Annotated in this window: 30 protein-coding genes and 1 pseudogene; 12 read left to right on the forward strand and 19 right to left on the reverse strand. The window is 61.0% G+C overall.

The window, feature by feature from the left end; all coding sequences use genetic code 11:
- The first annotated feature begins 19 nt into the window (after positions 1–19).
- The gene (locus AB2N04_RS08770) at positions 20–580 is read left to right on the forward strand and encodes an NADPH-dependent FMN reductase (protein WP_367718415.1); all 561 of its coding nucleotides are present in this window, start codon (positions 20–22) and stop codon (positions 578–580) included.
- A 71-nt stretch (positions 581–651) separates the two neighbouring features.
- On the opposite strand, the gene AB2N04_RS08775 is transcribed toward AB2N04_RS08770, so the two are convergent.
- From AB2N04_RS08775 to lgt, 6 genes are all read right to left on the reverse strand, one after another.
- Positions 652–1,584 (reverse strand): ribose-phosphate pyrophosphokinase, encoded by a 933-nt coding sequence (locus AB2N04_RS08775; protein WP_367718416.1) that lies wholly within the window; start codon positions 1,582–1,584, stop codon positions 652–654.
- Positions 1,585–1,686: 102 nt separating this feature from the next.
- Entirely contained in the window at positions 1,687–2,310 is a 624-nt protein-coding gene (locus AB2N04_RS08780; RefSeq protein WP_367718417.1) for a hypothetical protein, read from the reverse strand.
- Positions 2,311–2,317: 7 nt separating this feature from the next.
- On the reverse strand, positions 2,318–3,469 hold the full coding sequence (locus AB2N04_RS08785) for a M24 family metallopeptidase (protein ID WP_367718418.1): 1,152 nt from the start codon (positions 3,467–3,469) through the stop codon (positions 2,318–2,320).
- Entirely contained in the window at positions 3,469–4,263 is a 795-nt protein-coding gene (gene pgeF, locus AB2N04_RS08790; RefSeq protein ID WP_367718419.1) for a peptidoglycan editing factor PgeF, read from the reverse strand. Before pgeF ends, AB2N04_RS08785 begins: the two co-directional genes overlap by 1 nt.
- A gap of 58 nt (positions 4,264–4,321) precedes the next feature.
- Positions 4,322–5,410 carry a class I SAM-dependent methyltransferase gene (locus AB2N04_RS08795; protein ID WP_367718420.1) on the reverse strand — a complete coding sequence of 363 codons (1,089 nt, stop codon included), beginning with the start codon at positions 5,408–5,410 and terminating at the stop codon, positions 4,322–4,324.
- Positions 5,407–6,246, reverse strand: coding sequence for a prolipoprotein diacylglyceryl transferase (lgt, locus tag AB2N04_RS08800; protein ID WP_367718421.1), 840 nt, complete (start codon positions 6,244–6,246; stop codon positions 5,407–5,409). Before lgt ends, AB2N04_RS08795 begins: the two co-directional genes overlap by 4 nt.
- 130 nt (positions 6,247–6,376) lie before the next feature.
- Here lgt and AB2N04_RS08805 point away from each other — a divergent pair, with 130 nt between their 5' ends.
- The 3 genes from AB2N04_RS08805 to AB2N04_RS08815 all read left to right on the forward strand — a co-directional run bounded on the left by AB2N04_RS08805 (position 6,377) and on the right by AB2N04_RS08815 (position 7,900).
- Positions 6,377–6,691 carry an accessory factor UbiK family protein gene (locus AB2N04_RS08805; protein ID WP_367718422.1) on the forward strand — a complete coding sequence of 105 codons (315 nt, stop codon included), beginning with the start codon at positions 6,377–6,379 and terminating at the stop codon, positions 6,689–6,691.
- Positions 6,692–7,028: 337 nt separating this feature from the next.
- A complete protein-coding gene (locus AB2N04_RS08810; RefSeq protein WP_367718423.1) occupies positions 7,029–7,529 on the forward strand; it encodes a YbjN domain-containing protein in 501 nt (166 codons plus the stop codon).
- 17 nt (positions 7,530–7,546) lie between these two features.
- A complete protein-coding gene (locus tag AB2N04_RS08815; RefSeq protein WP_367718424.1) occupies positions 7,547–7,900 on the forward strand; it encodes a tRNA-binding protein in 354 nt (117 codons plus the stop codon).
- A 14-nt stretch (positions 7,901–7,914) separates the two neighbouring features.
- Here AB2N04_RS08815 and AB2N04_RS08820 read toward each other — a convergent pair whose 3' ends face one another.
- From AB2N04_RS08820 to AB2N04_RS08845, 6 genes are all read right to left on the reverse strand, one after another.
- Positions 7,915–8,037, reverse strand: a complete 123-nt coding sequence (locus tag AB2N04_RS08820; protein WP_367718425.1) for a hypothetical protein — start codon at positions 8,035–8,037, stop codon at positions 7,915–7,917.
- A 39-nt stretch (positions 8,038–8,076) separates the two neighbouring features.
- A complete protein-coding gene (locus AB2N04_RS08825) occupies positions 8,077–8,571 on the reverse strand; it encodes a DUF2165 family protein (RefSeq protein WP_367718426.1) in 495 nt (164 codons plus the stop codon).
- 59 nt (positions 8,572–8,630) lie between these two features.
- A complete protein-coding gene (locus AB2N04_RS08830) occupies positions 8,631–8,948 on the reverse strand; it encodes a hypothetical protein (RefSeq protein ID WP_367718427.1) in 318 nt (105 codons plus the stop codon).
- Positions 8,949–9,010: 62 nt separating this feature from the next.
- On the reverse strand, positions 9,011–10,351 hold the full coding sequence (locus AB2N04_RS08835; protein ID WP_367718771.1) for an ATP-binding protein: 1,341 nt from the start codon (positions 10,349–10,351) through the stop codon (positions 9,011–9,013).
- A 230-nt stretch (positions 10,352–10,581) separates the two neighbouring features.
- Positions 10,582–11,304, reverse strand: a complete 723-nt coding sequence (locus AB2N04_RS08840; RefSeq protein WP_367718428.1) for a response regulator — start codon at positions 11,302–11,304, stop codon at positions 10,582–10,584.
- Positions 11,301–11,852 (reverse strand): MarR family transcriptional regulator, encoded by a 552-nt coding sequence (locus AB2N04_RS08845; protein ID WP_367718429.1) that lies wholly within the window; start codon positions 11,850–11,852, stop codon positions 11,301–11,303. The genes AB2N04_RS08840 and AB2N04_RS08845 overlap by 4 nt, the downstream gene beginning before the upstream one ends.
- A gap of 253 nt (positions 11,853–12,105) precedes the next feature.
- Between AB2N04_RS08845 and AB2N04_RS08850 the strand changes: the two genes are divergently transcribed.
- The 3 genes from AB2N04_RS08850 (at position 12,106) to AB2N04_RS08860 (ending at position 14,127) form a co-directional block, all read left to right on the forward strand.
- Positions 12,106–12,999, forward strand: a complete 894-nt coding sequence (locus AB2N04_RS08850; protein WP_367718430.1) for a branched-chain amino acid aminotransferase — start codon at positions 12,106–12,108, stop codon at positions 12,997–12,999.
- A gap of 120 nt (positions 13,000–13,119) precedes the next feature.
- Entirely contained in the window at positions 13,120–13,395 is a 276-nt protein-coding gene (locus tag AB2N04_RS08855; protein WP_367718431.1) for a hypothetical protein, read from the forward strand.
- A gap of 90 nt (positions 13,396–13,485) precedes the next feature.
- Positions 13,486–14,127 carry an MBL fold metallo-hydrolase gene (locus AB2N04_RS08860; RefSeq protein WP_367718432.1) on the forward strand — a complete coding sequence of 214 codons (642 nt, stop codon included), beginning with the start codon at positions 13,486–13,488 and terminating at the stop codon, positions 14,125–14,127.
- A 313-nt stretch (positions 14,128–14,440) separates the two neighbouring features.
- Here the strand turns inward: AB2N04_RS08860 and AB2N04_RS08865 are convergent, their stop codons facing one another.
- The 6 genes from AB2N04_RS08865 to AB2N04_RS08890 form a co-directional block, all read right to left on the reverse strand.
- A complete protein-coding gene (locus AB2N04_RS08865) occupies positions 14,441–14,881 on the reverse strand; it encodes a BA14K family protein (RefSeq protein ID WP_367718433.1) in 441 nt (146 codons plus the stop codon).
- Between the two features lie 458 nt (positions 14,882–15,339).
- Positions 15,340–15,552, reverse strand: coding sequence for a cold-shock protein (locus AB2N04_RS08870; protein WP_367718434.1), 213 nt, complete (start codon positions 15,550–15,552; stop codon positions 15,340–15,342).
- Between the two features lie 410 nt (positions 15,553–15,962).
- The gene (locus tag AB2N04_RS08875) at positions 15,963–16,175 is read right to left on the reverse strand and encodes a cold-shock protein (protein ID WP_367718435.1); all 213 of its coding nucleotides are present in this window, start codon (positions 16,173–16,175) and stop codon (positions 15,963–15,965) included.
- A 409-nt stretch (positions 16,176–16,584) separates the two neighbouring features.
- Entirely contained in the window at positions 16,585–17,055 is a 471-nt protein-coding gene (locus AB2N04_RS08880) for a DUF1284 domain-containing protein (RefSeq protein WP_367718436.1), read from the reverse strand.
- Positions 17,052–17,657, reverse strand: coding sequence for a biotin transporter BioY (locus tag AB2N04_RS08885; RefSeq protein WP_367718437.1), 606 nt, complete (start codon positions 17,655–17,657; stop codon positions 17,052–17,054). Before AB2N04_RS08885 ends, AB2N04_RS08880 begins: the two co-directional genes overlap by 4 nt.
- Before the next feature lie 199 nt (positions 17,658–17,856).
- Positions 17,857–18,522 (reverse strand): GntR family transcriptional regulator, encoded by a 666-nt coding sequence (locus AB2N04_RS08890; protein WP_367718438.1) that lies wholly within the window; start codon positions 18,520–18,522, stop codon positions 17,857–17,859.
- Positions 18,523–18,639: 117 nt separating this feature from the next.
- On the opposite strand from AB2N04_RS08890, the gene AB2N04_RS08895 reads away from it, so the two are divergent.
- Positions 18,640–19,212: a helix-turn-helix domain-containing protein gene (locus tag AB2N04_RS08895; protein WP_367718439.1), complete on the forward strand. Its 573-nt coding sequence runs from the start codon at positions 18,640–18,642 to the stop codon at positions 19,210–19,212.
- A 2-nt stretch (positions 19,213–19,214) separates the two neighbouring features.
- Complete coding sequence (locus AB2N04_RS08900) at positions 19,215–19,769, forward strand: N-acetyltransferase family protein (protein WP_367718440.1); 555 nt, start codon at positions 19,215–19,217, stop codon at positions 19,767–19,769.
- Between the two features lie 6 nt (positions 19,770–19,775).
- Here the strand turns inward: AB2N04_RS08900 and AB2N04_RS08905 are convergent, their stop codons facing one another.
- Positions 19,776–20,342 carry a DUF2239 family protein gene (locus AB2N04_RS08905; RefSeq protein ID WP_367718441.1) on the reverse strand — a complete coding sequence of 189 codons (567 nt, stop codon included), beginning with the start codon at positions 20,340–20,342 and terminating at the stop codon, positions 19,776–19,778.
- 92 nt (positions 20,343–20,434) lie between these two features.
- Between AB2N04_RS08905 and AB2N04_RS08910 the strand changes: the two are divergent.
- The 3 genes and pseudogenes from AB2N04_RS08910 to uvrB form a co-directional block, all read left to right on the forward strand.
- A pseudogene (locus tag AB2N04_RS08910) lies at positions 20,435–20,524 on the forward strand (histidine phosphatase family protein); the annotation flags it as partial.
- Entirely contained in the window at positions 20,496–20,672 is a 177-nt protein-coding gene (locus tag AB2N04_RS08915; RefSeq protein WP_367718442.1) for a GNAT family N-acetyltransferase, read from the forward strand. The pseudogene AB2N04_RS08910 and the gene AB2N04_RS08915, both read left to right, overlap by 29 nt.
- 222 nt (positions 20,673–20,894) lie before the next feature.
- On the forward strand, positions 20,895–23,858 hold the full coding sequence (gene uvrB, locus AB2N04_RS08920) for an excinuclease ABC subunit UvrB (RefSeq protein ID WP_367718443.1): 2,964 nt from the start codon (positions 20,895–20,897) through the stop codon (positions 23,856–23,858).
- Positions 23,859–23,917: the final 59 nt, after the last annotated feature.

Genomic DNA, 23,917 nt, shown 5'->3' on the forward strand with positions numbered 1-23,917 from the left:
ATGGACAGAGGAAATATGCATGAAAAACATTCTGGTTCTCGTCGGTTCCAATCGAAAAGACTCGATCAACCGCAAATTCGCACAAGCGCTGGAAAAACTGGCGGAAGGGCGCCTCGAATTCGAGTATTTCGATCTGGCAACACTCCCGATGTACAATGACGACGAGGCTTTGGATTATCCGGCTTCCGCCCGACATCTGAAAGACCGTGTGGCTGCGGCCGATGGGGTCCTGTTCGTCACGCCGGAGCACAACCGTTCCATTCCCGCAGTTCTCAAGAACGCCATCGATTGGGGCTCCCGCCCATGGGGGGAGAACAGCTGGACAGGAAAACCGACCGCGATTGTCGGAGCCAGCCCGGGTGCCATGGGAGCAATCGCGGCACAGATCCATCTGCGCTCGATCATGGTCAGCCTCGGAGCCTTCCTCATGACCAGTCCGGAAGTCTATCTACAGATGAAACCGGGCCTGTTCGATGAGAACAACGATATTCCCAACGAAGACACACGGGCCTTCTTGACAGGTTTTGTCGACAGCCTGGCGGCGTGGGTCGGAGTTGCGCAGGAACGTGCCGCAGCGTGAGTGAAAAGCCCCGCAAAAAAGGAAAGCCGGCACGCGGGGCCGGCTTTCTCTTGTCTGGAAACCTGTTCTTCTCAGTCGAACAGGCTTGAAACCGATTCTTCGGTCGCCGTACGCGAAATCGCCTCGCCAATAAGATCAGCGATGGTAATGGTGCGAATGTTTTCGGCCGCTTCCACCGCAGAACTCGGCTGGATGGAGTCGGTGATCACAAGTTCCTTCAGGCGTGAGCCGCTGATGCGCGCTGCCGCGCCGCCCGAAAGCACGCCATGCGTGATATAGGCGGTGACGCTGGTTGCGCCGTTTTTGAGCAGCGCGTCGGCCGCGTTGCACAGCGTGCCGCCCGAATCGACAATGTCGTCGATCAGCAGGCAGTCCTTGCCGCTCACGTCGCCGATGACATTCATCACTTCGGATTCACCTGGCCGGTCCCGGCGCTTGTCGACGATGGCAAGCGGAGCGTCGATGCGTTTGGCCAGCGAGCGGGCGCGTACCACGCCGCCGACATCCGGCGAAACAACCATCACGTTGGAGAGTGTGTAGTTCGCTTTCACGTCGCGCGCCATCACTGGCACCGCGAAAAGGTTGTCGGTCGGGATGTCGAAGAAGCCCTGGATCTGACCTGCATGAAGATCCAGTGTCAGAACCCGGTCGGCACCTGCCTGGGTGATGAGGTTCGCCACCAGCTTTGCCGAGATCGGGGTGCGGCCGGATGTTCGCCGGTCCTGCCGTGCATAGCCGAAATAGGGCAGCACGGCGGTAATGCGCCGGGCCGAGGACCGCCGGAAGGCATCGATCATGATGAGAAGTTCCATCAGGTGATCGTTGGCCGGGTAGGCAGTCGACTGCAGAACGAAAACGTCCTCGCCGCGCACATTTTCCTGGATTTCGACGAAAATCTCCTGATCCGCAAACCGACGCACGGTGGCTTTGCCAAGAGAAATGTTGAGATAGCGGGAAACGGCTTCTGCCAAAACCCGGTTGGAATTGCCCGCAAAGAGCTTCATGGAATGTCCTCGGAGAACGCCTTGACGCTTGACCGCGCTTTTAACGGGGTGAGACTGTATTGCAAGCGCCTGAGGAAAGAATCACGGCGAAATCTCAAAAAATCAGCCCTGCCGCTGTGCCAGCCATGTGGACAGCTGGCTGATCGTGGAATCCGCGACCGCTTCCATGGTTGCATTCGTAACCGATGACCAGCCGTCGCCCTGTCCTCCAGGGGCTGCCTGCTGACCCTGAATACGGTGTAGCCGATTGCCCGACGGATCGAGCACGTCCCATACGTAGATCACGGTCGTCTTTCCGCCGTCGGCTATGGCCGAGAAATAGCCCTTCATCACCATGGAGGGGTTGCCGCTTTCCGGAACGATCGAGATCCCGCTCTGGCGGGCACGGGCTTCCAGGCGTCTGGAGAGCGCCGGTACGGCTTCAGTCGTCGCGCCGACCACCGGCGCGAACTGCACGCGATCGCCGGTGGTGACGGCCTGAAGCGGTGCAGCCGTCGTCTGGTTTGTGGTGTCGGTCTGCAGCGCAAGCGCGTTTTCCATGGGGGGCGCGGTCTGAACCTGCGCTCCCGCGGACGGTCCGGCAGCTGTCGGGCCGGAATCAAGATCGAGCATGGACCCCGTATTGCAGCCGGCCAGAGCGGCCGTGCTCAACACCAGAATGCCCGCCATGGCGCGCTTCGTGATAATACCGCAGTCCCCCTGCATGCTTTCAAAACTGTGCGGCATATTGCCTTCACCGCGTGATAAGGTCCAGCCCGTAGCGTGAGAGTGGTTCGGGAGCACTCTCTGTCGTGAGATAGGTGCGGCCGAGACACATGGCGCTGCCCGTGTCGGAATCCATGATGATCATGTGCGCGAACAGCGTCATGCCAGGAGCAATGGGCTCTGCATTGCCGGCATAAAACATCTGTGGATCCATCCAGGATGGCGAGAACCGGGCGCCCAGCGAATAGCCGCAGGCATTCAGCCGGTGCCTGGTCAGACCATGGCTTTCCATCACCCGCGCATGGGCATCGAACACATCGCCGAACGTGTTCCCCGGCGTCATCGCTTTCTGCACGGCGGTCAGCGCATCACGCGCGGCTTCGAAGAGTTCCTGATGCCGTTTGGAGACCTTGCCTGTCAGCACTGTCTGCATCATGGCCGCGTGGTAGTGGTGATAGACACCTGCCCATTCGAGCGTGATCTGGTCATTCTTGTTGAGTTTGCGCCGACCCGCCTTGTAGCGGCACAGAAGGGCGTCCTCGCCCGAACCGATGACGAATTCATTGGCCGGGTAGTCGCCACCGCCGGCCAGCACTGCACCCTGCATGGCCGCAAGGATCGCAGCCTCGTCGCCGCCCTGCTTGATCAGCGGCAGCGCCGCGTCCAGTGCCTCATCCCCGAGCTTTGCGGCGCGCTTCACCTTCTTGATTTCCGCATCGCTCTTGAACAGCCGCAGGCGGCTGACAAGATCGGAGGCGTCCTCGATCTTGCCGAAGGTCTGCAACTGTTCGTCGAGCAGACGTGTGTTGCGTCCCGTCAGTCCATGCGTGTCGTATTCGACACCGATCCGGGCGCCGAGCAGGTCGAGTTCGTTCAGGAGATTGCGCAGGTCGACGGCGGGGTTGGCGTCGTGCCTGTCCGTCCACAGGACAATGTTTTCGATGGTGGAGGTGTGGCGCGCCTGACGCAGATCGGCCGAGCGTGTCAAAAGCACCATCGAACCGTCGGCCTTCACGACAAGGCACTGGAAGAAGCAGAAGCCGAACGTGTCGTAGCCGGTGAGCCAGTACATGCTTTCCTGTGCGAAAAGCAGCATGGCGTCGAGCTTGCGTTCCGCCATCTCGATGACGAGCCGATCGCGCCGGGCATCGAATTCCGACTGTTCAAAATGCAGCGCCATCAAATGTCCTCCAAGACAATCGCTGAAATCTGGCGTCCGTAGTCCCCTTCACCGCGGTGCGTGGCGCGGCGATAGGAGTAGAAATGCTCTTCGTCTTCATAGGTGCAGTGGCCTGTCTGTGCGGCATTGACACCGGCTGCCGTCAGTCGCGCCACCGTATAGCCATTGAGGTCGAACAGCGCGTGCCCCGCTCTGGTCGATGGGAGAAACCAGTCCCGGTTTGCCGGGTTGTGGTTGACGAAACGCTCCACGAACTCCGGCCCGACCTCGTAGTTTTTCTGGCTGATTGAGGGGCCCAGAACGGCGGTGATGTTTTCCCGCGCCGCGCCCAGCAGTTCCATGGCCGCGATGGTGTTCTCCAGAATGCCGGTCAGCGCCCCTTTCCAGCCGGCATGGGCGGCAGCGATCACGCGTGCCTGGCCATCCGCAAACAAAACGGGGCCGCAATCTGCGGCAAGTGCGCCAAGCGCCAGCCCCGGCCGGCTGGTCACCAGTGCATCAGCCTCGGGCCGATCGCCTGCAAAGGGTTCATCGACGATGATCGCATGGGGGGAGTGCACCTGATGGACGGTCAGGAGGTGATCGGTGTCAACGCCCAGCCACTCGGCCACGCGCCTTCTGTTCTCGGTCACCGTCTCGCGGTCGTCGCCCGAGCCATAACCCACATTGAGCCCTTCATAGAGCCCCGTCGAAACGCCGCCCGTGCGGGTGAAGAAACCATGCTTCACACCTTTCTCCCGCTCACGGTCCAGGAGCGGGGACCGCAGGGGTTCCGGCCTCGTCGTGTCAAGCATGCGGCGCCTTTTCAGATGTTCTCTAGCGGCGGGATGGTGGGGCAGGCGCGAAATCAAGTCAATGCGGCGAAACGAATGGCGCAACCGTCACTGTGGATGGCGTCACGGCCAGCACCTTGAACAGCGTTCCCATCTGGTCTGGACCTGCCAACCGCTCCACATCCCGGCGGATGGCCTGCTGCTCCGTGGCGTTCTTATCCGCACCCAGACGGCCGGCACGCTCCAGAAGCCCGAGGCCGAGCAAAAATTCGCCCTGGGTCATCAGCGCGGTTGAAAGCCCTTCCTGCCGTGCGGCGCGCGCCAAGGCGGAGAAATCCACATGCGCCGTCAGGTCGGCCTTGCCCGGTTCCAGCAACGCATCCTGGTATGCATGCCCACGCATGGCCTGCAGCGTGTCGCCGGGTGCAGGGGTCGCATAGCCATAGTCGATGAAGAGCCCCGCGCCCCCCTGTCTGCCGATGCGTTCGGCGATGCGGGCCATCAGGCCATTGCGTGCCGGTGCGAGTTCTACGACCGCACCTTCGGGCGCGTTCTCTGCTCCCGGAGGCAGCAGCGCGGGGTCTGCAGAACCGGCTCCCGCCATGAAGGCGAACTTCCCGTTGCCGTCGAGGCCAACCACGCGTTCGCGCCAGCTTGTACCGGTCTTCACATATTGCCGGATGGGGATGGCGTCGAAAAGCTCATTGCCGATGATGAAAAGCGGACCTTCGGGCAGCGCCACCATATCGTCGATCCATGTCGCTTCCCCGTCGGAGAGGTCAAGCGTCCTGCGTTGCACGTCGCTCAGCCGCGGGCTCGCCTCGATCATGAACAGCCGAACCTGTTTTCTGAACGCTGGGTCGATCTTTGTCCAGGTTCTGAGCATGTCCTTCATGAGCGTGCCGCGTCCGGGACCGATCTCTGCAACAACGGGCATTTGCGGCGCACCGCTCGCCTTCCATGCGGTGTAGAGCCAGACCGCACACAATTCGCCGAACATCTGGCTGATTTCCGGAGCCGTCGTGAAATCGCCCTCGGCACCGAAGGGCTCGCGTGTCGTGTAGTATCCCTCTTCCGGATCGAACAGACAAAGCGACATGTAGTCGGCGATGCTCATTGGGCCCGCCGTTTCAATCTGCGCCCTGATGCGATCCCTGAGCGTTTTCATGAAGCTGCGGTCCGCGCTCTGAACATGGCCCACACGCCAGCAAGCACCATCGGCAGGGAAAGCACCATGCCCATGGTCAGCCACCCGCCTGCCAGATAACCGATATGCGCATCAGGCTCGCGGAAAAACTCCACCACGATCCGCGACAGCCCATAGCCACACACAAAGGCGCCAGCCACGAAGCCCGGCATCTTCAACTTCAGCCCCCTATGGGTCAAAAGGCGCAGCACGATGAAAAGCACCAGCCCCTCCAGCGCTGCTTCATAAAGCTGGCTCGGATGGCGCGGTTCAGGGCCGCCATTGGGAAAGACAAAGGCCCACGGCACGTCGCTCACCCGCCCCCAAAGCTCCGAATTCACGAAATTGGCCACGCGCACCAGGCCAAGGCCGATCGGCACCACGGCAGAAACCGTGTCGAACAGGCTCCACGCGCTGATGCCGCGTCTCCTTGCGAAGAAAAGCATGGCGAGTGTCACGCCTAAAAGCCCGCCGTGAAACGACATGCCGCCTTCCCACACCGCAAAGATGTCGAACGGGTTCGTGAGATAGCGCGGCAGGTCGTAGAAAAGGATATAGCCGATCCGTCCGCCGGCGACGATGCCGATCGCGGCCCAAAGCACGAAGTCGTCGAGATCCGTGATCGTCAGCGCCGGTTTTCCCCCGGCCCAGAGCCGCTCGTTTGATAACAGTCGGCGCGCATACCACCAGCCAAGAAGAATGCCGACCACATAGCCAAGCCCGTACCAGTGGATGGCAAGCGGTCCCAGCTGCAACGCCACGGGATCGATGGCGGGAAAGGGCAGCGCGGCCAGGGGCATCATCAGGTAATCGGTCAATCGGGCCTCCCGGCGCGTGAAACTCGTTCGCGGCAGGTATTGCCAAGCATGGAGGCAAGGTCAAGGCGGGTTTGCCTTGCATTCGCGGGCAGCGCCCACTAGGTCAATGGTTCAATCTGGGAAACGAGCCATGACCAACGGAAGCAACCGAATCTTCGACGAGTTCGCCAAGCTGATGACCGATGCCGCAGGTGCCGCGCAGGGCGTGCGCCGCGAGGTGGAGACGGCCTTTCAGGCCCAGGCCGAACGCATTCTCAACTCGATGGACGTCCCTCAGCGCGAAGAGTTCGAAATGGTGCGTGAAATGGCGTTGAAAGCGCGTGAGGAAAACGCCGCCTTGACCGCCCGCATCGAGGCGCTGGAAGCCGAGCTTGCCGCTGCCGGGGGCTCAAAAGCGGCAAAATCTGATTCGAAACCGGCGCCATCCACCCGCGCAAAAAAATAATTTTTTATTACCGTCGCCTGTGTATGGCGTCGAAAAATCCTTGTCGGAGAGTCGCTTACGCCGCGCCGCCCCGAGCCGCGCGGCGTTTCTATCCACACACACACCGGCCTTTCGGCAAAAAAGGTCTGGTCACGCGACTCTGCATCAATACACTGAATTTACAGCGTGATTCGTAACTGGTCATGCAGTCGGGCAGGGGCGGGCCCGCATTAGTTCCATGCGTTGTCGTTGTCGCTCCACTTTGTGTTTCAGGTTTGAAACGTCTTGCGGAATAGCAGTTCCGCCGTGGATTTCTTGCGGGGTGTCGCGGCACCTCCAGATACGGGAAAGCAGATTAATGAGCCTTCTTGAACTCGACATGGTCCGTGACGCGCATCCCGTGGATGTGATCGAGCATGTCGCGAACACCAATGACTGGAGCTTCGAGCGCAATGGCGACGACGAGATCGCCATTGCCGTGGCCGGCACATGGACGGATTACAACGTGTCCTTCTCCTGGATGGAGGAGTTCGAGGCACTTCATGTGGCCTGTGCCTTTGATCTGAAGGTACCCGCCAAGCGGACTCTGGAAGTCATGCGGCTCCTTTCGCTCATCAATGAGCAGATGCTGTTTGGTCATTTCGACCTCTGGGAGCGGGAAAATGTCGTCATGTTCCGTCAGGCGCTCGTTCTGTCGGGCGGAGTGGAGCCAACGGGCCAGCAGGTCGAGACCATGCTTAACAGCGCGCTTGAGGCGTGCGAGTGCTACTATCAGGCGTTCCAGTACGTTATCTGGTCGGGCAGCACCGCGCAGGACGCGCTCAACAGCGTTCTCTTCGAGACGCACGGCAACGCATAGGCTGACGGGGGCAGGGCATGTCATCGAACCGGGAGCCGGAGATTTCCTTCGATGATTTTCTGAAGGTGGATATCCGCATCGGCACCGTGGTCGAGGCAGAGCCCTATCCCGAAGCCCGCAAGCCTGCCATCAAGCTGAAGATCGATTTCGGCCCTGAAATCGGCATCAAAAAATCATCGGCACAGATCACGGCCCATTACACACCTGAGGCGCTGGTTGGGCGCCAGGTGGTGGCCGTTGTCAATTTCCCCCCGCGCCAGATCGGCAAGTTCATGTCGGAGGTCCTGGTCATGGGCTTTTCCGACGAGAACGGCGCGATCGTCCTGGCCGGCTCCGACAGGAAAGTCCCCAATGGCAGCCGCCTCCACTGAGGTGGGACGCCCGGTCAGCGTGGCGTAAAGCGCTCCTTCGTTCCTTTGATGGTTTCGCTGCTCTTGCCGGTGGAGCCTTGCTTTCCCGCAACACCATCTGTCTGAAAAGAAAAGGCCGCATGGATGTCTCCATCCATACGGCCTGCGGTGATGCGACAGGTTGGCTTGATCGCCCGTCAGACGACTTCTTCGTCGCGCTGGTTAACGAAGATCAGGACACCGACAATTGCCATGTAGAACTTGAAGGCCGCATCCTGGCCGTTCCACGTATCGGACTGCCACATCAGGAACCATTCGCCGCCGACAACCATGAAACCGAAGAACCAGACGAGAAATCCGACCGTTGCGCCGGCAATCATGAGTTTCTTGGAGGCCTGGAATTCGGCTGCCGATGCGCTGCGCGCGCCAAGCATCTTGAGGCCGCCAAGAAGCAGAAGGATGAAGGTCAGCCCCTCTCCGGCAATGATGCCCCAGTATCCGGCGTGCCAGAGCGCCGGTGTGGTGATGGCGCGATACATGGCCGAGTTGCCGGGGAATGTCGTATCCATGCTGAACACATGCTGCACGAACGCAAAGTTCGATCCGTAGTCCGTGATGTTGTTGAACGTGACCATGAATGCAAAGGCCGCCAGGGCCAGCGTCATGATGATTTTTGCATAGCGTGAGGTCATTGCCTGTACCCTCCGATGTTCGACCGGGCAAACCCATTCGCCTGTGGCCCGGACGCGACTCAATGTGTTAGACGAATGGAAAGGGTGCAATCCTTTCCGTGCAGCAGGTCAAGTCTTATGCCGTTAATCGGCAAATGTTTTTTTGAGATGGAACAGGTTTTTTGAAGACTGCGATAGAATTGACCGCTTCGGCGCGACGAAAACTTGAAGAACATGCGGCTGCCTGGCCTGCTGACCTGTGCCTGCGTGAATGGGTGCAAAAGGGAGACCTGGTCGAATTTGCGGGCAACAGAGGCACGATGGTTTTTATCGTGCGCAGCCGGCGCATCCGTATTGAGGCGAATGGCAGTCAGGTCCTGATCTTCGAGCTCGATCATCCGCCACGCCCGGCTGTTCGATAAGGCAGTCCCTCCCGCCCTTTCAGAAGGCCCGGAGCCGACTAGGAGGGGATGCGGATGACTGCGCGCAGACCGCCCAGCGGACTGTCGTCGAGCGTGACGTCGCCGCCATGGCTGCGGGCAATGTCCCGGGCGATGGACAAGCCAAGCCCCGTGCCGCTTTCATCCTGATTGCGCGCTTCGTCCAGCCGCACAAAGGGTTTGAACACGTCTTCCCTCATCTCATGGGGTATGCCGGGACCGTCGTCGTCCACGGTGATGGTGAGTGTGCCGCTGATGTTGTGGGCGCTGATTCTGACGTTCGAAGCGTAACGGAAGGCATTGCCTATGACATTGGTCAGCAACCGGCTGAAGGCGTTGGGGCGAACGTGCAGAAGCGTTTCGCCGCTCGTCTTCACCTCCAGTTCGCACGCGCGCAGTCTTGCTTCCTCCCGGGTTCTTTCGAAGAAGGCGGTCAGGTCGAATTCTCCGGGATCCTCGGCAGCTTCGCCGCGCGCGAAGGAGAGATAGCCCTCCAGCATCGAGCGCATGTCTTCGATATCCTGGTTCAGGGCCTCGATGTCTTCCTTGCTTCCGGCGATGGCCAGTTGCAGTTTGAAGCGGGTCAGAATGGTGCGCAGATCGTGGCTGACACCGGTGAGCATCGCCGTCCGCTGCTCGATCTGCCGTTCGATCCGCTCGCGCATCAGCACGAAGGCGCTGCCGGCGCGCCGCACTTCCTCCGCACCGCGCGGCCGGAAATCGCTCGGCGTGGGCCGTCCCTTACCGAAACTGTCGGCCGCTGCGGCGAGTTGAAGGATGGGGCGAATCTGGTTGCGCAGAAATGCCACCGCAATGGCAATCAGGACCAGCGATGTACCCACCATCCACAGCAGGAATATGTGCGTGTTGGATGCATAGGCCTGGCTGCGTCTGGCAAAGACCCGCAGAACCTGATCCTCGAGCTGGATGCGGATCTCGACGATGTTCGAATTGCCAACCGTATCGAGCCAGAACGGGCGGTTGATCTGCCGTGTGATCTCGTCGCCGAGCGTCTGATCCAGAATGGAGAAAAACGGTTTTGGGCCGGGCGGAGGCAGGGGGTCGGGCGGCAGAAGATCGATTCTGAGCGCAAGCCGCTCCTGGGCAATGCGAATCACCTGCGAATAGCCGTTATCGTCGGGATAGGTCTCGATCATGTCGATGATCGCGGAAATGTCACGCGTGACCGCCTGGCTCAGCCGCTGGGTGACGGTCTGCCAGTGCCGTTCCATGAAGACAAAGGCGATGACGGACTGCAAGAGAAGCATTGGAGCGATCACGATGATCAGCGAGCGCGCATAGAGGCGCTTTGGCATATAGCGTGAAACGATACGCCAGAACCGACGCCACGGCCTGCGCATCGCGCCGAAGGCCTGCTTGAAGCGCGTCAGTGACGTGATTTTCTGTTCCGGGTTGACTTGCAAATCTGTCGTTTGCCCAAAAAAGGCACCTGCTTGCGAACTGTGATCCGGCACGATCCTATGCACTGGATACGCAAGAGGAAACAGCTTTTCCACCCGTCACGTGTTTCTGCCACGCAATGGCTGGCCATGACGGTCTGCAGATACTCAGTCAGTCAGCGATCTGAGGGCTATTCCACGCTCAGGCGGTAGCCAATGCCGCGCACGGTCTGAAGATAGACCGGGTTGGAGGGATCGCGCTCGATCTTGCGCCGGAGGCGGTTGATCTGCACATCGATCGTGCGTTCTCCCACTTCCGACTCTTCCCCCACGAGTTCATGCCGCGGCACGGTTTCGCCAGCCCGTTCGGCAAAGATCACCATGATGTCGCGCTCCCGGTCGGTCAGCTTCACGAGCTTGCCGCTATGCTTCAGTTCGCGTTTGGGGATCTGGAAGGCGTAGGGGCCAAACACCACCTGTTCCACCTTGGGGGGCGATTGCGGGGCGCTGCGGCGGAGAATGCTGTTGATGCGAAGAAGCAGTTCACGTGGGTCGAAGGGTTTGGGCAGATAATCATCGGCACCCGCCTCCAGCCCCGAGACGCGGCTGTCGGTCTCCGACAGTGCGGTCAGCATCAGGATGGGGGTGTCCTTTTCCTCGCGCAGCGACCGGGTCAGCGTAACGCCGTCTTCGCCCGGCATCATGACATCGAGCACCACCAGGTCGAAGTCGAGTCCCACGAGTTTCCGGCGCGCTTCGGCGGCGTTTCCCGCGATTGTGACGCGGAAGCCGTTTTCGCGCAGAAAGCGCTTGAGCAGGCTGCGGATGCGCGTGTCGTCGTCCACTACCAGCAAATGCGGGGCATCGTCGCTGAGAACCGGGGCGTCCATTTCCAGATTGCCGGTTTCGCTCATCGTGAAGGTCTCCTGAACTGGTGAACCATATCGTGCCGTACTATCTGGAGCGGCCCGGTTGGCAGCTTGTCCATCTGGGCGCGCAACTCCGGATTGACCATTGCGCGCAGAAAACGTTCCACGGCGGCAGCGTCACCCGGATTGGCTTCTTCAAGTGCCGCACGGATGCGGCGGGACTGTGGCAGCGCCAGCTCCAGCGCCAGGGTGCGCCCCTTCCCGGTCGGATAGAGCTCGCGCTGTCGGCGGTCCCGCGGGCCGGGGATCTGGACGATGTAGCCATCGTCGATAAGCTGTTTGAGCACGCGGGCGAGGCTCTGCTTGGTGATCCGGAGAACCTCCAGCAGTTCCGCAACCGTCAACCCCGGGAGCCGGTTGACGAAGTGCAGGACCCGGTGGTGCGCGCGTCCAAACCCGTATTCATCGAGAATGGCGTCCGGGTCTGCCGTGAAATCCCGATAGGCGAAGAACAGATGCTCGATGATGGCAAAATCCACGCCGTCGTCCAGCGTCAGAGGCGTTTTGATCGGGGCGGCGTCGCTCGTGTTCATGGGCTGCTTGGGGTCGTTTCCGTTTGAGGTCGAAGAAAATATGTCAGTCTTATTGACATATTTTCAGGCCATGGTAATTTTCGATAATGTTTTCGTCCTGGTGCGAACGAATTGATATCCTGAAGGTCGATTTTCGGAACATCCTTCAAATTTCTTTCGGTAGCGCTTAGGCTGAAACGGGAGCAGGCGTCGTCCACGGGACGGTATTTCGGTTTGCCCGGTTCCAGAAAAACGGACCGGTAGGAGAGGTTACATGGCAGCGGTTCCTTTTGATCAGCTCGAGGGCTTTATCTGGCTCAATGGTGAATTCGTCAAATGGGCGGACGCCAAAATTCACGTACTGAGCCACGGTTTGCACTATGCAAGCGCCGTTTTCGAGGGCGAGCGGGCCTATGGCGGCGAGATCTTCAAGCTTACCGAGCACACCGAGCGTCTGCACGAATCGGCACGTATTCTTGGTTTCACCATTCCCTGGTCTGTCGAAGAGATCGACGATGCATGCCGTGAGCTTCTGGCGCGACAGGGCTATGCCGATGCCTATGTCCGGCCGATCGCCTGGCGTGGAAGCGAGATGATGGGCGTCTCGGCCCAGTCCAACCGTATCAATCTTGCCATCGCCATCTGGCAGTGGCCCAGCTATTTCGACCCCGAGCAGCGCCTGAAGGGGATCCGCCTCGATATGGCGGAGTATCGCCGGCCGGATCCGCGCACGGCGCCCTCCAGATCCAAGGCCGCCGGTCTCTACATGATCTGCACGCTGTCCAAACATGCTGCCGAGGCAAAGGGCTATGCGGATGCCCTGATGCTCGACTGGCGCGGTCAGGTCGCCGAGGCAACCGGTGCCAACGTCTTCTTCGTCAAGGATGGTGTTCTCCACACACCGCTTCCCGACTGTTTTCTTGATGGAATCACGAGGCGTACGGTGATTGAACTCGCGCGCCGCCGCGGCATCGAAGTGGTCGAACGTGCGATCATGCCCGAGGAAATGGAAAATTTCGAACAGTGCTTTCTGTGCGGCACGGCAGCCGAGGTCACACCGGTCTCCGAGATCGGTCCCTATCGCTTCGAAGTGGGGGAAATCACGCGCTCGCTCATGAATGACTATGCCAATGAGGTTCGCCCCGAACTGCGTGTGGCTGCCCAGTAACAGGGTGCATCCCACGGTTGTTCGCGGCCAATATTCACAGCCTGCTGTTTGACATGAGAGCAATTCGCGTTTTCATGGGGCGCCGGTCCTTGTAGGCCGGCTCTACAAGAGGGACCGGATATGGAAGCTCTCCTTCCAATTGTCGTACAGGCGGTAACAGGTGTTCTTGGTGGCGAGGCCATTGGCTCCGTCGTCAAAAAGGCCGCAATGGGCCATGGGGTCAAGATCCTGACAGGCATTATCGGCGGTGTCGGCGGTGGTGCACTTCTGTCGGGCATGGGCGGCGATGCCAGCGCGCTGAGTGGCCTGCTTGGAGATGCCGTGGGCGGAGCCGTCGGTGGCGGTGTGCTCACAGGCGTTGTCGGCGCTGTTATGGGCGCGATGAACAAGAGCTGAGTTTCAGCAAATTCCGGAGCGGGCGTCTGGCGGAAGACGCCCGCTTCGCATTTTCGCGATATGTTCGTGAACGCAGACAGGTGGCGTGCTTTGAGCAATCTTCGGGCCGGCGTCATTCCCGTGACGCCATTTCAGCAAAACTGCACGATCCTCTTCGACCAGGAAGAGAAGCGGGGCGTCGTTGTCGATCCGGGTGGCGAGGTGGACCGCATCAGGGCGGCGATCGCCGACAATGAGATCGCGGTGGAGGCAATCTGGCTCACCCACGGCCATATCGACCACGCCGGCGGGGCGATGGAGCTCAAGGAAGCGTTGGGCGTACCACTTCTCGGACCCCACGAAGACGACCGTGATCTGCTCGAAAACCTCGAAAATCAGGCGCGTATGTTCGGCCTCGATCAGGCCGTGCTGAACGTAACGCCGGACCGGTTCCTGACCGAAGGCGAAACCGTGTCCTTCGCCGGCCATGTTTTCGAGGTGTTGCATTGTCCGGGCCATGCGCCGGGTCATGTGGTGTTCTTCAATCGCGAAGCCCGCTTTGCGCATGTTGGTGACGTGCTTTTCAGCGGATCGGTGGGGCGCACGGACCTGCCGGGTGGGGATCACGATGCATTGATCCGCTCCATCAGGGAAAAGCTGCTGCCTCTCGGCGATGATGTCGGGTTTCTGTGTGGGCATGGCCCCGGCGGACGTTTTGGCGATGAGAGGCGCACAAATCCGTTCCTGAAGTGATCGTCTCCGATGGCGCCCGCCATTCTTCGCCTTCGCAAGCCTGTGTATGCGTGAAATCCTGAATTGACTCCCGCTCTCAGACTCAACTAATGGTAGATTGTTACGCGAAACAGGCGAAATGTTGTGCGCTTTGTCTGCGTTCCTGGCAGTCAGTTGGTTTGTGAAGTACCGGCCACGCGTTTCTTGCCTGTGCCGCGTGTGAGGACCGGTCCTGTTTCATTGTCAGTCTGGGGCCTGTTTGCCAGCCCCGTCAAATTTTCATGAAGAAAGGCCGGGCACTGCCCGGCCTATTTCATGTTCGGCGTGTTGCCAGCTAGCGTGGCTGGCAGAAATGACGCTGACCGTCGTAGCCCATGAATGTTCCCGTCCGCCCGTCGAAACTGCGGTAGCGGTTGGCGCAGTATCGGAACCATTCGCGGGACCAGGGTTCCATCGTTGCCCGATACCGGACCGGCTGTTCGCGATAAGCCGGGCGCGCCGGATACCGGTCGTGGTACACCGGACGCGTGGGATATTCGGGCCGATAGTGGCGCGGGTAGGGAGGGTCGATATACACACGCTCGTCACCGCGCTGCGATTCCGAGAGCAGACCGCCCACAATGGCCCCGGCCGCGAGACCGAGAACGCCCGCGGCGATCATGTCGGAATTGTCAACGCGCCGGTGCCTGTGGCCGGCATCGGCAGTCGAGATTGCTCCGAGCGTGGTTGCAGCAATGGCGAGCGAAAGTACGCCCGTTCTCAGGAAGCTTTTCATGGCAAACCTCTTCACTGTTCAGACCGCGGTGTTGGGGGAAGGCGCGGTTTTCGCAGCCCTTTTAGCGAGCCGCAGCTGAATGGCAGCTGAATGACCGGCCATGCCTCGCGTGGTGAAGCGGAGGAGCCGGATTGCGGTTTCAGGCGGGAAGCGGTTTGAGGCGAGTAGCTGTCCGGCCCGGGAGGGCATTGGCCGCAAGCGGCAATGAGGTCGATGTCTCCAGGCTGGCAGCACGCAAGATCGCCTCCGCTCCAGCCTTACGATGGAGCGGAGCGAATTTGAGCGCCGGATGCTGCCCATCAGGCATTTCCGGCACGGTTCCTGTTCGACAAAGCCTCATCCTAAGGGGCTGCTCGCCCGAACATCCAGGTGGGGCTGATAACCTGCCGAACTGCGGGCCTGCCCGTTGGGGCAGGCCGATATGGGCGCGTCACCGGGCGCCGCATGACGGATTCAGATCACTCGATTTCCAGATTGACGGCCTTCGGGCCTTTGCCACGCTTGTCCGGCTCGGTCTCGAATTTGACTTTCTGCCCGTCCTCTAGGCCCGTCAGGCCGGAAGCCTGAACGGCTGAAATGTGAACAAACACGTCCTTCTCGCCATCGTCCGGGGTGATGAACCCGTAACCCTTGGCCTGGTTGAAGAACTTGACGGTACCACTCTGCGACATAGGAAGGAGTCCTTTCTCCCTTTATGCTGGTTTCGGCGGGCCAACCTCTTGACGGGTTTTCGCCCATGGCGTCATCGGTCGTTTACTGGGGGAGAAGAAACAGTCAGCATCGCGCCAGTATGGGGAGGGGCGGTGGTTGTGTGCTGCTGCCATTGCAAACACCTCTCCCTCTTGAAACAGTGCGACGTCCGGAATGAGGGAAACCCTCAGTCGGGGCATGCTATTCCAGTCTCCGGGCCGGCAAATGCCCGAATGGCAGGGAGCTTCCCCGATTTTTTTGAGCGTATCAAGATATAGTTTTATGAAGAATGCGAATTGAACCGGTATGTTTGAATGCAATTCCTGCGGGCAAACAAAAAAGCGCGGCGTTCGCACGCCGCGCTCTAAACTGGCTTGGTGGCGTCTGCCGCTCAGATTGCGCTGAGGTTGACTGCCTTGGGGCCTTTACCCATCCTGTCGGGCTCGACCTCGAATGAAACCTGCTGACCATCGTTGAGGGTGGTCATGCCCGAGCGCTCGACCGCCGAGATGTGAACGAAGACGTCCTTCGAGCCATCCTCCGGGGTGATGAAGCCGAAGCCCTTGCTGGAATTGAAGAATTTAACGGTGCCGGTCTGGGCCATGGGGAAACTCCTTTTCCCTTGGATAAGTCGCGCCTGCGCAACGTGCACAGGTTAGCGGTGGTTCGAGAGTTTGAAGAAAATCGGGGAAAGGGGCCGTCCAAATCATAAAGCGTCCAGTCTCCGGGTCTGCAATCACCCGAGCGCGGAGAATCTATTGCACGAATGAGAAAAGCCTACAAGTCTATCAAACGTAGCCTTTTTGCTATCTTTACGCCGCCGTGCTGCGGCCGGTTTCGCATCTGTGGGATGAGCCGATTGCAGGATGGGTGTGTCTTCGGCCTGCCTGTCACAGGCGGCCGGTCGCTGTCCTGGTGAACGTGTTCTTGTCATCACACTGGCGGAGTTTCAGGGCAGGGCCTTCGTCCTTCGCCCGTCACCTCGGACGTTTATCGGCGACCGTTGCGCAGCATCAGCGAACTCTGGCCGGAACGCTTGATGGCCGTGGTGGATCCTCAGCATCCCCAAGTCTGCTTTCGGTGTAGGCGTTGTCGGCAATGCGGGTGCACAGGGATTGCCACTCGCAACCAAGACACGCCTGTCGGGTCTTGCCTTCGGCAAAGGCGGAGCGCATTCGGGTGATGAGCTTTCGGTCCGGGTGCAGAAGGCGGCCCGTCTCGACTGACAGGTCCAGCCAGCGAGAAAGCGCGGTTGCCGCGCGCGCATCCCGTTTTTTCACGCGGGCTTCCAGGCAGTGGGGCTGTGGCTGTTCGTTCAGGAGCGGACGACATATGTCGTCGGGTCCTTCAACCACAAGCAGGCTCTCGCCTGCGTTGAGGCGCGAGACGATCCTGTCGAAATTTGCCGTGAAGGCGGGGCTGTAGCCCCGCCCGACATAAGTGAGCATGCACAGAAGGTGATGCGCACGCAGTCGAACCGTCATTTCGGATCGCTGCGCTTTGCAAGCCGCGAGAGCGCTACCAGAGAGGCCGCTCCCAGTGCGGATTTGAGAATGGCTCCGACGATAAAGGGGGCAACCCCAAGCAGGAATGCTTTTTCCGTGCCGATCATGCCGGCAAGCCAGATGCCGCCCATGGCAAGGCACAGTCCGTTTGCCGCGAGCATGGAGCCGAAGGCGAGAAGCGGGCGCTGGGCGTTCCATCCGCGATCAGCCAGAAGGCCGACAAGGCAGGCCATGAGCGGGAAGGACGCGAGGTAGCCACCGGTCGGACCGGCGAAGTGCGCAAGGCCTCCGGCTCCGCCGGCCAGAACCGGCAGGCCCATCATGGCCTCGCCCAGCCATGCAAGGACAGTCAACGTCCCGAGCCGCGCCCCATAGAGCGCACCGATCATGGCGATTGCGAAAGTCTGCATGGTCACCGGGACAGGCACCATGGGCACTTCAATGCGCGAGGAGAGCGCCAGAGCCAGTGTGCCAATCACCACTGCGCCGACCCTGAAGGCAAGCGACTTCTGGTCAAGCTGCAGGACGCCTGCAGTGGCGATCAGGCCGGGGTTTTGCAGGGAGACAGAACCTTGTGACATTTCGCACCTTTTAAATTATAGATAATTTTTTATATTGATCTATTATTGAACCCATATTCGCCTGGCTTTGGCAAGAGGGTGTGTGAAAACTCTCCCTGTCCATCAGCTACAGAACGCATGAACGTGGCAGCGTCGGGAAGGCGCGCGAAGCTTTTGGGGCCGTAACCGCCCGGTCTGGACACGAAGATCCCGTGGCGGATCAGCCCTCGATCACAAAGGCCTTGCGCTGTTTGCCGGATGCCGTTTCGACCGGCTTGTGTCCGATCCATTGCACATGCCGGGCCAGAACGGCACATGCCGCGTCAGTCTCTCCCCGCCGCAGGTGTTCGAGGATCGTACGATGATCGCGATCCGTGCGCGTTTCCCAGTTGGAGCGCCATGCAGAGAACAGAAAGCGTGCGCTCGCTGCATGCAGATCGTCAATGGCGGCAAGCAGGCGGGGCATGCCGCACGGGGCCGCGAGAAGCCGGTGGAAGCGGCGGTTTGCCGCTTCCCATGCCATCACGTCCCGAGCCTGATCGCCCTCCAGGGTCGCCTCTTCAGCCGCCGCGAGGATGGCCGGGGTGAGATGTTGTGCCGCGTTCCGCAGGGCCAGCACTTCCAGTGCCGCGCGCATCTCCGCCACTTCCCGCACCTGGTTGAGGTCGAAGGCCGCCACACGCACCCCGCGGCGTGGTTCATTCTTCGCCAGCCCCTGCGCTTCCAGCAGGCGGAATGCCTCGCGCACCGGCACATGGCTTGCCCCGAATTCCTCGGCGATATGATCCTGCCGCAACCGCGCGCCCGGTTCGAGTTTGCCCGAAACGATGCGGTCGGCCAGCGTGCGGGCAATTTGGGCGGCTTTGGTCTCTTTGCGTGCGTTCATAATTATAGATAATTTGGTTTGTGATCTTTTGTCGAGTGCCGTCCGGCGGTTCTTTTGAGCGGGGCGTGCGGAATTGCGGTGCTTGACGGTTTTCTTATATGGGATATTTTCTCAAATATGGAATCTGGATCGCATGGACCCTCAAGCGTTGATCGAGGTATTGCCGAGCGTCTCCGCACACTTCGTCAGGAGCGCGGTTGGACTCTGGAAGACCTTGCCAGTCGCAGCGGTGTGAGCAGGGCGACCCTTTCGCGACTTGAAAACGCCGAGGTTAGCGCCACTGCCAACGTTCTGGGGAGGCTGTGTCAGGTCTACGGCATAACGCTTTCACGCTTGATGCATATGGTGGAAGATGACTTCCCGCCATTGGTGCCGCACTCCGCCCAGACGGTGTGGGAAGATGCGAAGTCCGGATTTACCCGCCGGGTCGTTTCACCTCCGGCCCGCGCGCTGGCCGGTGAGGCGATGGAGGGGGTGCTGAGCCCCGGGGCACAGATCACCTATGAAGGGCCGCCGCGTGCAGGGCTGGAACACCACCTTGTTTTGCTGGAGGGTGGCTTGCATATCACGGTCGACGGCGCCCCCCACAGGCTCCATCCCGGCGACTGCCTTCGCTATCAGCTTCGCGGCTCCAGCCGGTTTCAGGCTGATGCGACAGCGGGCGCGCGTTATCTCCTTTTCACGGTGTGACCATGCAGAGCGCCGCAACACTTTCCATAGAACGTGTCGATGCAATCGAAACGCAGCGTCTCCTGCCGGAGCTGGCGGAGCTGCTTTGCGCCTGCGTCCATGGCGGGGCGAGCATTGGTTTCGTATTGCCGTTTGGCATGGAGGAGGCCGCGCATTTCTGGCAGGAGAAAATTCTTCCGGCGGTCGGAGCAGGCGGGCGCCTTCTCCTTGTGGCCCGGCAGGGCGGCAGGATTGCGGGATCCGTTCAGCTTGTCGTCGACACCCCGGCCAATCAGCCACATCGGGCGGAAGTCTCCAAGCTGCTGGTCAATCCTGCTCTTCGCCGGCAGGGGATTGGTCGCGCGCTGATGGAGGCGCTCGAAGCCGAGGCGCGCAGCCTCGGCCGTAGCCTCATCACGCTCGACACCCGAACCGGCGACAGCGCCGAGCCGCTTTATGCGGCGCTCGGCTTTTCCATTGCCGGCATCATTCCCGATTATTGCCGCGATCCGCTTCTCGACCGTCTCGATGCCACCACGGTCATGTACAAGCGGCTCGATGATTTTCGGGCGCGCTGATCCCGCTCAGCTTTCAAATGCTGCAGCCGCAAGGCGTTCCACATGGGTGCGCAGATCGGCCGGCCAACTGCCTATTCTGCGCCGGAAGCTCTGTTCGTCCCCGGCGTAGAGCGCGCGTGCCGCGTCTTCATATCCCGGCTGGTCGCCCAGCATCGCCATCATGAAAGTGTCGGTCGCGGTTTTGGCCCTGCGGGTCTTGTCATGCGGAGCGTTTGCCGCGCGGGCGGCGTCGACCAGCTTTCGCAGTGCCGCCGAAGCACCGCCCGGCTGCGCGTTCAGCCAGTCCCACTGGCGTGGCAGCAGCGTCACCTCTCGCGCCACCACGCCCAGTCGGGGGCGACCGGGCGCGCGCTTTGCTTGCACGTCCTCCTCCTTCTTCGGAGTCAGCCTCGCCGCCACATCCCTGTCACTGCCGGCAAGGTTGAAATCGATCTGCCTGCCCGACTGATCGTCGAAGATCAGCACATCCGCGCCGGGGTGTTCTTCAAGAAGTGCCTTGGCAGCCAATGCGACCTCGACGGCGCTGCCGCGGGCCAGAAGTCTCTTGCCATGAAAGGCGGTGAAACTGGACATTGGGGAGGCTCCATTGAAAAATGCATTTTTACCCGGGTATAATAAATCTGTCAATATACCCGGGTAAAATGCCGTAAGAGTCGGGAGTGCGTATGAAAGAACTTCTGCTGTTGCGTCATGCGAAGTCGAGCTGGGATGACCCGGAGCTGAGCGATGTCGAACGCCCCCTGGCGCCGCGCGGACGACCGCCTTGTCGGCTTCATCTCGCTGCTCGGCAACCAGGTCGGTGGCCTGTTTCTCGATCCGGCGTTTCACGGGCGCGGTCTCGGGCGGGCGCTAATGGACGATGCGGTGGCCCGCATGGGCAGCTCGAACTCGACGTGTTCGTGAAAAACGATCTCGGCCGGCGATTCTATGCGCGCTATGGCTTCGTCCCGGTCAAGGAGCGCATCGACAAACCCACGGGTGAGCCGGTTCTGCATCTGCGCTACCCGGCCTGACACGAGAGGAAAGGGCGTATCCTGACACCCTCCTGTCAGGAACTGTCCGGGGTGACGCATTCACTTTGCGTCGCCCCTTTCCATTTTGTGTTCGCGGTTCCATATTCGCCTCATGGCCAGATCACCCGACAAGAAGAATGGCGGCTTCGCCGAAGCCCCCCAGCCCGCGCTTTCGGGCACGCCGCTTTCCGGTTCCCCCTCCGGTTCTATCGCCGACTGGGCCGATGAAATCGCCCAGCAAGCCGAAAAGCCTGCAAAGCCGAAGAAGCCGAAGAAACCCGCCGGGCGCTCCGGCTCCGCCTCAAAGACCGCGCGTGGCACCTCCATGGGTGGTGCGGCCTCGGCAAAGGAGCGCGCGGCAGCCGGTCTCATGCCCGTTGCCGGTCTCGACGTCACGCTGGAAGAGGCCGAGGGGCTTTCTTCCTCCGGCGTCACCGCCACGGTCGCAGCACTCTCGAGGCTGATCGAGGGTGGCGATCCGAACCTTCAGTCCACATGGACACCGCACCGCCCCGCGCGGCCGGAAAAGTCCGAAGGCGGCATTCCGTTCCGGATGGCGACCGAGTTCAAACCGTCGGGCGATCAGCCCACGGCCATTGCCGATCTCGTCGCCGGCCTCAAGGGTTCCCCCTCCGTGGCAGGGCAAGCGAGCCTTGCGAGCGCCAGCCCGCGAACGGACGCAGCGCCGGATGGCGATGCGGAAAGTACGCAAATACTTCCCGAAAGGACGCAAGTCCTTTTGGGCGTCACCGGCTCGGGCAAGACCTTCACCATGGCCAAGGTGATCGAGGAGACCCAGCGCCCCGCCATCATCCTCGCGCCAAACAAGACGCTGGCCGCCCAGCTCTATGGCGAGTTCAAATCCTTCTTCCCGGACAATGCGGTCGAGTATTTCGTTTCCTATTACGACTACTACCAGCCGGAGGCTTACGTTCCGCGGTCCGATACCTTCATCGAGAAGGAGTCCTCCATCAACGAGCAGATCGACCGCATGCGCCACTCGGCCACGCGCGCCCTGCTCGAGCGCGATGACGTCATCATCGTCGCCTCCGTCTCCTGCATCTACGGTATCGGTTCGGTCGAGACCTACACGGCCATGACCTTCCAGATGCAGATCGGCGACCGGCTCGACCAGCGCCAGCTTCTGGCCGATCTCGTGGCCCAGCAATACAAGCGCCAGGACATCAATTTCGTGCGCGGCTCCTTCCGCGTGCGCGGCGACACGATCGAGATCTTCCCCGCCCACCTGGAAGACCGAGCCTGGCGCATCTCGCTCTTCGGCGACGAGATCGAGAGCATCACCGAGTTCGACCCGCTCACCGGCAAGAAGACGGGCGATCTGCAATCGGTCAAGATTTACGCCAATTCGCACTATGTCACCCCGCGCCCCACGCTCAACCAGGCGATCAAGGGCATCACTGCCGAGCTGAAACAGCGCCTTGCCGAGCTGGAGCGCGCCGGTCGCCTGCTGGAAGCTCAGCGCCTCGAACAGCGCACCCGCTTCGATCTCGAAATGCTGGAGGCCACCGGTTCCTGCGCAGGCATCGAGAACTATTCGCGCTATCTGACCGGCCGCGCGCCGGGCGAGCCGCCGCCCACCCTGTTCGAGTACATTCCCGACAATGCCATCGTCTTCGTCGACGAGAGCCACGTCACCATTCCGCAGATCGGCGGCATGTATCGCGGCGACTTCCGCCGCAAGGCGACGCTCGCCGAATATGGCTTCCGCCTGCCTTCCTGCATGGACAACCGTCCGCTCCGCTTTGAGGAATGGGACGCCATGCGCCCGTCCACCATCGCCGTCTCCGCCACGCCCGGCAACTGGGAGATGGAGGCCGCCGGCGGCGTCTTTGCCGAACAGGTCATCCGCCCCACCGGCCTCATCGACCCGCCCGTCGAGGTGCGCCCCGCAAAGACCCAGGTCGACGACGTGCTGGGCGAAATCCGCGAGACCGCAGCCAAGGGTTATCGCACCCTCGTCACCGTGCTCACCAAGCGCATGGCCGAGGACCTCACCGAATATCTGCACGAGCAGGGCATCCGCGTGCGCTACATGCACTCCGACATCGACACGCTGGAGCGCATCGAGATCATCCGCGATCTGCGCCTTGGCGCCTTCGACGTGCTTATCGGCATCAACCTCCTGCGCGAGGGCCTCGACATTCCCGAATGCGGCCTTGTCGCCATTCTCGATGCCGACAAGGAAGGCTTTCTGCGCTCGGAAACCTCGCTCATCCAGACCATCGGCCGCGCCGCGCGCAATGTCGATGGCCGCGTCATGCTCTATGCCGACCGCATCACCGGTTCCATGGAGCGCGCCATGGAAGAGACCAGTCGCCGCCGCGAAAAGCAGCTTGCCTACAATGCCGAGCACGGCATCACGCCGGCCTCCATCAAGAAGAACATCGCCGACATTCTCGATTCCGTCTATGAGCGCGATCATGTCCGCGCCGACATTGGCGGCGCCGGGGGCAGGGGCGACGACCTCAACAATCTCGTCGGCAACAATCTCGCCGCCCATCTCGAACATCTGGAAAAGGCCATGCGCGACGCTGCCGCCGATCTCGACTTCGAGGAGGCCGCCCGCCTGCGCGACGAGATCAAGCGTCTGAAGGAAACCGAGCTCGCCATCCTCGATGATCCGCTGGCCCGCGACGCCGGCGTGGAGAACACGCAAAAATCCCGCCGTGACAGGGCACGCAGCCGCAAGGGGCAGGGCGGGCAGGCCAAGGGCGCGGGCGCACCGTCAGCCTCTCATGGTGAGCCTGTCGAGCCACGCGGGGCGGGCCGCGATGGTTCCATCTCATCGCTCTTCCACAAGCCTGATCTCGACGAGATGGGCACCTCCGGCGCGCACGCCGTGCCTGCCGGCAAGAGCCTTTTCCGCAAGAACGATCTGGACGAGATGACGGTCGGCCGCACCGAAAAGCCGGTGCGCAAACCGGTTCCGCAGAAACCGGAAGACGACCCCAAACCGGTGAAACGCCACCGGCCCGGCATCGGCTCCTACGAAGACCCGGCGGACGAACGCCGCGCGAAGCGCCGGCCGGGGAAGACGGGCAGGCCGGGGCGGTGATGAGGCGGCAGCGCCAAGTTCCTGCGCTTGATCTGCGTTCCTAACGAGTTTGACTGATA

The sequence above is a fragment of the Nitratireductor sp. GISD-1A_MAKvit genome, from assembly GCF_040819555.1.
Classification (GTDB): domain Bacteria; phylum Pseudomonadota; class Alphaproteobacteria; order Rhizobiales; family Rhizobiaceae; genus Nitratireductor.